Below are 7,586 nucleotides of genomic sequence, written 5' to 3'. Positions count from 1 at the left end.
CCGGGACCAGGCTGAGCGAGCCGGGCCTGGCCGCGCTCGTGATGGTCGAGCCGGAGCAGGCCGGTCCCGTCGCCGACCTGCGCAACATCCACAAGGTGTACGGCTCGGGGGACACCGAGGTCCGCGCCCTCGACGGCCTGAGCCTCACGGTCAACCGCGGGGATTACCTGGCGGTCATGGGGGCTTCAGGGTCCGGCAAGAGCACAGCCATGAACATCCTGGGCTGCCTGGATCGTCCCACAGCCGGCAGCTATCGCCTCAACGGCACCCTGGTGGATGCCCTCGATGACGATCAGCTGGCCGACCTGCGGAACCGGGATCTCGGCTTCGTGTTTCAGCAGTTCCACCTGCTGCCCCAGCTCACGGCCCTGGAGAACGTGATGCTGCCCATGGTGTACGCCGGCGTACCCGCCCTGGAGCGGCGCGAGCGGGCCGGCCAGGCGCTCGCCCGGGTGGGTCTGGCCCAGCGCCTCCACAACAAGCCCAACCAGCTCTCCGGTGGTCAGCAGCAACGGGTCGCCATCGCCCGCGCCATCATCAACCATCCGGCGCTCCTGCTCGCCGATGAGCCCACCGGCGCCCTTGATTCCCACACCACCGAGGAGGTCCTCGCCATCTTCGATGAGCTGCACCGCGGCGGGATGACCGTGGTGATGGTCACCCACGAGGACGACGTGGCGGCGCGGGCCGAGCGGGTGGTTCACTTCCGCGACGGACGCATCACCGACTGAGGGGCCCTAGCCCGCCGCAGGCCGGGGCCGCTCCAGGCTCTCGAGCAGCTGGCCCATCAGCAGGGCGATGGCATCGCTTCCCAGGGCTCCCTGGCCCGGGTCGAGGTCACCGGGGTCCACGGCCAGCCAGCCGCCGTCGCCCGGCACCCTCAGCTCGAAATGCAGGTGGGGCCCGGTGCTGAGGCCGGTGCTGCCGACCCGACCGATCACCTCCCCCTGGCGCACCCGATCACCGGGCTTCACGTACAGCTCGCTCAGGTGCCCGTAGAGGGTGCGGCGGCGCGGCCGGTCGTGGTCGATCTCGATGGCCAGGCCGTAGCCACCGGCCAGGCCGCTGCTCACGACATGCCCCCCCAGGGCCGCCACCACCGGCGTGCCCTCGGGCGCCGCCAGATCCCTGCCGGCATGCATCAACCAGCTGCCCAGCAGGGGGTGCAGCCGATAGCCGAAGACGCTGCTGGTGACGGCCGAACCGATCAGGGGAAACAGCAGCCGCCGGTTGCCGTTGCCCGCCACCGGCCCCGGACGGGGAGTGACCGCGAAGACGTCGGACAGACGGAAGTTGGCCCCGGAGCCCGCGAGCAGGGCCGACACCGGCACCGTGAGGGGCGTGGTAATCGGGGCACCGGCAAAGGCGAGCGGCCCGCCTGCGGCAGGATCGAGGCCGCCGCTGGTCTGGCCGGGCCGGCCCCGCCAGCGCACCACCAGCCCACTGCTGCACTCCTGGCTGGAGAGCGCCCCGCTGCGGCAGGCCTGCTGATGGGCCGGAACGTTGAACGGTGTGGAGCGGACACCGCTGCGCAGCCGATCGCGCTCGGCCGGGGTGACGATGCCGTCGCGCACCAGGGAGTCCAGGGAGCGATCGAAGCGGGCGGGGGGCTCGTCACGCCCCTGGGCCGGCGCGGGGCGCAGGGGGGGGGCAGGCTGGGGCCTGAGCCGGGAGGTCGCGGCCGATCCCGGGGATGGCGGAGACGGCGGCGTTGCGGAGCGGGTGGGCGGCGAGACGGCGGGGAGGGCAGGCCTCGCCACTGGTGGGGCGGCCGGTGACGCGGCCGCGGGGGCGGGAACAGCGGCCTCCTCCCGGGCTGGATCGGAGCTCTGCTCCTGGGCTGCGACGAGACCGGAAAGCCCCACCAGGGTGGTGGTGGCGGCCAGGGCCACGGGGACCAGGCGGAAGGGAGCGGATCGGGCCATGACGGGATTGTAAAAAGCGCGGGCTCACCGCGCCCAACCGGCGCGATCGGGCCGGATTCCTCCGTCGGGCCGACCGCGGGGTCCGCCAGCGCTCAGAACACCCGGGCCAGCGTGGTGCGCCACGGACCGCGCTCCAGCCGCAGGCCCCCGTCGCTCTCCAGGCCCGCGATCTGCCAGCGCAGGCCGAGATGCTCCACGCCCTCCCGGGGTGACCAGAGCCGTCGCTCGGCCTCGCGGCGCACCAGGTCGGGCTCGTCCGCATGGCGGAGGGCCCAGTCGATGGCCGACAGCACCCGCACCTCCAGCCGACGGGGGCAGGCCTCGGGATGCCAGGCCCGGCCCGGTGCAAGGGCCTGGCCGACCGACACGGCACCGGGGGGCACCCGGTTGATGCCATTGAGGCCGATGCCCGCCTGGGCCCAGCGCACCTGCGCCCCCCGCAGACGCAGGCGCGGCAGCAGGCCGGCCAGCTTGCGTCCGTGCAGCAGCAGGTCATTGGGCCACTTGATGCGCACCGGCAGCCCCAGGGTCTCCAGTTGCTGCGCCAGGCCCACCGCCAGGCCGAGCGCCAGGCTCGCCCGGGCCTCGCCGCTCCAGGGGAACGCCGCACTCAGCCACACCCCGCCGCGCGGGGCACTCCAGAGGCGGCCCCGCTGGCCGTGGCCATAGCGCTGCCGCGCCGCGATCACCGCCAGCCGGCCCTCGAGCGGCCCGGTGGCGCTGGGGCGACCTCCCAGCCACCGCTCCAGCTCCCACTCCGTGCTGCCGCAGACGGCGAGGCGCCGGATCTGCCAGGGGCCGGGGGGCCTCAGCGGCCGGCCAGCCAACGGCCGATCCGATCCGCACCCTCCTCCAGGGAGGCGCTGGGGTGGACGAGGGCCAGCCTGAGCCAACCCTCACCCCCCGGACCAAACCCGTTCCCGGGGGTCAGGGCCACGCCCGTGGACTCCAGCAACTCGCCACAGAAGGCCTCCGCGTCGCACAAGGCCTGCCCGTCGCGGTGGCGGACCTGGGGAGGCAGGGGCAACCAGAGGTAGAGCGCCATGCTGGGCAAGGGCACCGGCCATCCCACCGCCTCCAGGGCCGCGGCCATGCGATCACGACGCTCCCTGTAGACCTCCCGCAGCTGCGCCGGCCAGTCGGGGGCCTGCTCGAGGGCCGCCACGGCGCCGGCCTGAAGCGCCAGGGACTGGTTGAAATCCACCACCCCCTTGAGCTGGCGAAGGGCCGTGATCAGCCACTCGGCACCGATCGCGAAGGCCAGCCGGTAGCCCCCCAGGCACCAGCTCTTGGACAGGGAGAAGAACTCGATGCCGCACTCACGCCAGTGGGGATGGCGCAGCAGGGCCGGGGCTTCGCCCTCGAGAGCCAGATCCACGTAGGGGTTGTCGTGGGCCAGCACCAGGTCGTGGCGCAGGGCCTTCTCCACCGCCGCATCCACCCAGGCCTGCTCGCCCGTGGTGGCGGTGGGGTTGTGGGGGAAGCCGAGCACCATCAGCTTGAGCGCATCCCACGTGGACGGTGGGAGACGGTCGAAGTCCGGCCGCCAGCCGTCGGCAGGGTCGAGCCGCAACAGCTCGGGCCGGGCCGAGGCGAGCTGCAGCCCCCCCAGGTGGGAGGGGTAGTAGGGATCGAGCAGCAGGGCCCGATCGCCGGGATTCAGCACGGCCAGCGGAAGGTGGGCCGTGCCCTCCTGGGAGCCCACCAGCAGCAGGACCTCCCGCTCGGGATCGACCGCCACACCGAACCGTCGCTGGGCCCAGCCGGCCACGGCCTGGCGAAACGGGAGCGTGGAGGCATGGAGGCAGTAGGCGCTGCTGGCCGGATCGCCCAGGCCGGAGCGGATCGCCTCGATCGCCACCGCAGGAGGCTGGAGATCGGTGGATCCCAGCGAGAGATCGAGCAGGGGAGGCCCTGCGGCACCGGGTTGCCGGGCCCTGGCGGCATAGGCCGCCTTGCGCTGGTCGTTGCGGGCGAAGACGCCGCTGCCCAGGCGGGAGAGCCGCTCAGAGATGGGCATCCAGGAAGGCCTTGAGCTGGGCCTGGGCCATGGCACCCTCATGGCGCGCCACCACCTGGCCGTCCTTGTACAGCACCAGGGTGGGAAGACCCTGCACCTCCAGCAGATCGCGACTGGCGGGGTTGGGGTCGGCCTCGAGCTTGCCCACCGTCAGACGCCCGGCGTATTCCGCCGCGGCCCAGTCCATCATCGGGGCCATCAACCGGCAGGGGCCGCACCAGGTGGCCCAGACATCCACGAGCACCGGGGTGCTCACCTCCAGGACCTCGCTCTGGTAGTTGGCATCGCTGAGCTCGAGGACGGACACGGCAGGGTTGGGGTGGGTAAGGGCGGCAGGGAAGGAACGGAACCAGCGGACAGGGTCGCGGTCAGAGCTTGTCGATCGAGCGCTTCAGCTCCTCGAGCTCCGCATCGACCTCGGCCACCTTGACGGGCTCGAGCTGGGGAACCGGGTCACTGTCCAGGGGGAGGGCGACGGGAGTCTGGGCGCCGGAGAGCCGGTTCTTGAGAGCGGCGAGCTCGTCGTCCACATCACTGCCCTCGAGGGCGGCGAACTGGCTTTCGAGGTCGGCTCCGGCGAGTTCGGCGGCCGCCTGGCTGCGGGCCTCCATGGTCTGCACCTTCTCCTCCATCCGCTCGAAGGCCGCCATGGCGGAATTGGTGCCGAGATTGCCGACGGCGCTCTGCAGCTGCTCCTGCGCCTGGGCCGCCTGGGCCCTGGCCTTGAGCATGTCCTTCTTGGTCTTGGCCTCGGCGATCTTGGCCTCCAGGGCGACCAGGCTCTTCTTCAGCGCCTCCACCTGGCCCGCCTGGCTCTGCAGCTGGGTGTTCAGCGCCGTGGCGGTGTCCTGGTAGGTCTTGCGACGGGTGAGCGCCTCCCGGGCCAGGTCCTCCTCCCCCTTCTGCAGGGCGAGTTCGGCCCGCTCGAACCACGTCTTGGACTGGCTTTCGGCCTGCTCCGCCTGGTTCTGAATCCGCTTCTGGCTGGCGATCGCCGTCGCGACGGCCTGCCGCAGCTTCACCAGATCGGACTGCATGTCCGCAACGGACTGGTCAAGGATCTTGGAGGGATCCTCCATGCTGCCGATCACCGCATTGGCGTTGGCGCGGAACAAACGGCTGAGGCGGTCGAAGAAGCCCATGGCCCAGCGAGGTGCGATGCCAGAGGCTAACCATGGACGGTCCTAGCGTTTGCGCATGGTTCCCGTGCCGCCACCGACCGACGCCGGGGATGGCCCCGTTCGCGGCCGCCGCCGCCGCCGGGAGCGGCCGCTGATGGGGACACGGCGCCACGGCAACCTGTCGATCCTGGCGCCGGCCCCGCAGGCTCCGGCCGCCACCCTGTCGCGCTGCCTCGAGACGCTGCAGCAGAGCTGGCAGAGCAGCGGCAACCTGGCGGCCCTGTGGCAGCGGTGGCCCCAGCTCGCCGGCCCCCAGCTCGCCCCCCACTGCCGTCCCCTGCGGCTGGCGGGTTCGGTGCTCACCGTGGGGGCCGCCCCAGGCCCCTGGCTCCAGGCCCTGCAGTACAACCGCCACCAGCTGCTGGCCAGCCTGCGGGCGGCGGGCTTTGCGATCCGCTCGATCCGCTTCGAACAGCACCATCCCGGCGCCCCGGTGCTCCAGGCCAGCCTGGGAGAGGCCGACAGCTGGGCCCGCCATCCCAGCCGGGTGGACGTGCATGGCATGGCGACCTGCCCCTGCTGTCACTGCCCGGCTCCGGCAGGGGAGATGGCCCTGTGGGGCCACTGCAGCTTCTGCCGTCGCAGGGATCTGAACCCTCCCCCCGACGCGGAGGGGGGGGCAGCGGATCAGTAGCGCTCCGGGCGGGGATCCCGCCAGTCGGGACGGACACCGGCCGCCTTCAGCGCCGCCGCCCGCCGCTCGAGCCGGGAGCGATCCAGCCGCCAGAGGCGGTAGATCCCCGCGGAGTCCAGCAGCTCGGGCTCCAGGCCCTGCCAGTAGGGCTGCTGCGCCGTTCCGGCGTCGATCACCAGCAGCAGCGTGGGCTGCTGCTGCACCGTGCTGGGACTCTGGCCGGCGCGACGTTCGGCCCCGAGCCGATCCGCCAGGTTCACCAGCCCCGTCGCCGGGGCCCCCTCGAAGATCACGACCTGGCGGGCGTAGTAGTGCAGGGAAGGCTTGAGCATGCCCACCATGGCCAGGGGTTCCTGGGAATGCCGGTCCTGACGGACAGTGGCGGCCATCTGGCGCACCGGCGCGCCCCGCAGCCCATCCCCCAGCTCCCCGACGGGCAGCAGGACCAGCGGCACAAACAGGACCAGCGGGAGCTGCAGGGCCAGCAGCCCCTCGGATCGGCCGCGGGAACGCCAGGCCAGCCCGGCCGCCACCGCCGCCAGGCCGTAGCAGCCAGCCGCCAGCGCCAGCCGCCGACTGGCCAGCAGCTGGGCCGGCAGGGTGGGCATTTCCGGGGTGACGATCCCGGGCACCCACCAGGGGGCCGCGGCAAAGACCAGCGCCAGGAGCAGCGCCAGCACCAGGCTGAGCCCGAACGCCAGGCGCCACGGCCTGCCGCCGCCGGGACGCGCGGCCAGGGCGATCAACAGCCCCGCCGCCGGGGTGGCGGGCAGCCAGTAGCTCGGCAGCTTGGTGGCGGCCGCCGTGAAGAACAGCAGCACCGCCAGCAACCAGCAGGCCGCGAAGCGCTGCAGGGAGAGGGCCGGTGGCAGGGGCGGCCCCGGGAAGCCGAACCGGCCCCCGCCGATCCCCCGAATCAGCCCGAGCAGCAGGAGGGGACTCCAGGGAAGACTGGCCAGCAGCAGCACCACGGCGAAGAACCACCAGGGCTGCTGATGGTTGTTGACCACGGCGGTGAACCGCTGCAGGTTGTGGTAGCCGAAGAAACTGCGCCAGAAGGGCTCCCCCTCCACCGCGAGGGCCAGGCCATACCAGGGCAGAGAGATTCCGGCCGTGATCGCCAGCCCGACCGGGGGACGCAACCGCGTCCAGAGCCGCCCCAGATCAGCCTGAAGGGCACCGAACAGCAGCAGGGTCAGGCCGAGCAACAGGATGGCCACGGGCCCCTTGGCCAGCACGGCCAGCCCGAGCAGCACCCAGCCACGCCACCACCCCCCTCCCGCGGCGGCATAGCTGTGCCAGCAGAGCAGCAGGGCCAGGCTGAGGCAGCCGGAGAAGAGGGCATCGCTGACGGCGATGCGACCCCAGAGCAGCACCAGCGGCGAGAGGGCGAAGGCCAGGGCCGCCGTCAGCGCCGTGACCACGGCCCGGGGCTGCCAGCGGTCCTGCCCGTGGTCGGTCGCCTGAGGCCAACGCAACAGGGTCTGGACCAGAGCCAGCATCACCGCCACGCTGGCCAGGGCCGAGGGCAGCCGCGCCGCCCAGGTGCCGAGGGGATTCCACTGCTCCTGGCCCGGCAGGGCATAGACCAGCCCCATGGCCCAGTACACCAGCGGTGGCTTGTCGTAACGGGGCAGGCCATTGACGCGGGGGATCAGCCAGTCACCGCTTTCGGCCATCGCCCGCGCCGAGGCGGCGAACAGCGGCGGAGTCTCATCCACGAGGCCACTGCTGCCCAGCTGCCAGACGAACAGCCCCAACCCCAGCAGCAGGGTGAGCCCCAGGACCCGACGGCGCACGGCAGGGGTGACGGAACGGGAGGGCAA

The 7,586-nt window shown here is 72.5% G+C and carries 8 protein-coding genes; 2 read left to right on the top strand and 6 right to left on the bottom strand.

Going from position 1 to position 7,586, the window contains the following annotated elements; translation table 11 throughout:
* Positions 1 to 41: 41 nt before the first annotated feature.
* On the top strand, positions 42 to 731 hold the full coding sequence (locus ACLD7X_RS01275; protein ID WP_411421632.1) for an ABC transporter ATP-binding protein: 690 nt from the start codon (positions 42 to 44) through the stop codon (positions 729 to 731).
* A gap of 6 nt (positions 732 to 737) precedes the next feature.
* On the opposite strand, the gene ACLD7X_RS01270 is transcribed toward ACLD7X_RS01275, so the two are convergent.
* From ACLD7X_RS01270 to ACLD7X_RS01250, 5 genes are all read right to left on the bottom strand, one after another.
* Positions 738 to 1,925, bottom strand: a complete 1,188-nt coding sequence (locus tag ACLD7X_RS01270) for a M23 family metallopeptidase (RefSeq protein ID WP_411421624.1) — start codon at positions 1,923 to 1,925, stop codon at positions 738 to 740.
* 92 nt (positions 1,926 to 2,017) lie between these two features.
* Positions 2,018 to 2,752 (bottom strand): biotin--[acetyl-CoA-carboxylase] ligase, encoded by a 735-nt coding sequence (locus ACLD7X_RS01265; RefSeq protein WP_412006740.1) that lies wholly within the window; start codon positions 2,750 to 2,752, stop codon positions 2,018 to 2,020.
* Positions 2,734 to 3,945, bottom strand: a complete 1,212-nt coding sequence (locus tag ACLD7X_RS01260) for an aminotransferase class I/II-fold pyridoxal phosphate-dependent enzyme (protein WP_411421622.1) — start codon at positions 3,943 to 3,945, stop codon at positions 2,734 to 2,736. The genes ACLD7X_RS01265 and ACLD7X_RS01260 overlap by 19 nt, the downstream gene beginning before the upstream one ends.
* Complete coding sequence (locus ACLD7X_RS01255; RefSeq protein WP_411421621.1) at positions 3,932 to 4,252, bottom strand: thioredoxin family protein; 321 nt, start codon at positions 4,250 to 4,252, stop codon at positions 3,932 to 3,934. The genes ACLD7X_RS01260 and ACLD7X_RS01255 overlap by 14 nt, the downstream gene beginning before the upstream one ends.
* Before the next feature lie 61 nt (positions 4,253 to 4,313).
* Positions 4,314 to 5,087 carry a PspA/IM30 family protein gene (locus ACLD7X_RS01250; protein ID WP_411421620.1) on the bottom strand — a complete coding sequence of 258 codons (774 nt, stop codon included), beginning with the start codon at positions 5,085 to 5,087 and terminating at the stop codon, positions 4,314 to 4,316.
* A 55-nt stretch (positions 5,088 to 5,142) separates the two neighbouring features.
* Here ACLD7X_RS01250 and ACLD7X_RS01245 point away from each other — a divergent pair, with 55 nt between their 5' ends.
* Positions 5,143 to 5,760, top strand: coding sequence for a DciA family protein (locus ACLD7X_RS01245; protein ID WP_411421619.1), 618 nt, complete (start codon positions 5,143 to 5,145; stop codon positions 5,758 to 5,760).
* Here the strand turns inward: ACLD7X_RS01245 and ACLD7X_RS01240 are convergent.
* On the bottom strand, positions 5,754 to 7,586 hold the full coding sequence (locus tag ACLD7X_RS01240) for an ArnT family glycosyltransferase (RefSeq protein ID WP_411421618.1): 1,833 nt from the start codon (positions 7,584 to 7,586) through the stop codon (positions 5,754 to 5,756). The two genes, ACLD7X_RS01245 and ACLD7X_RS01240, sit on opposite strands and share 7 nt — an antisense overlap.

Source organism: Aphanothece microscopica RSMan92 (assembly GCF_046613545.2).
Taxonomy (GTDB): domain Bacteria; phylum Cyanobacteriota; class Cyanobacteriia; order PCC-6307; family Cyanobiaceae; genus NIES-981.
This window is presented reverse-complemented; position numbering and strand designations above follow the sequence as displayed.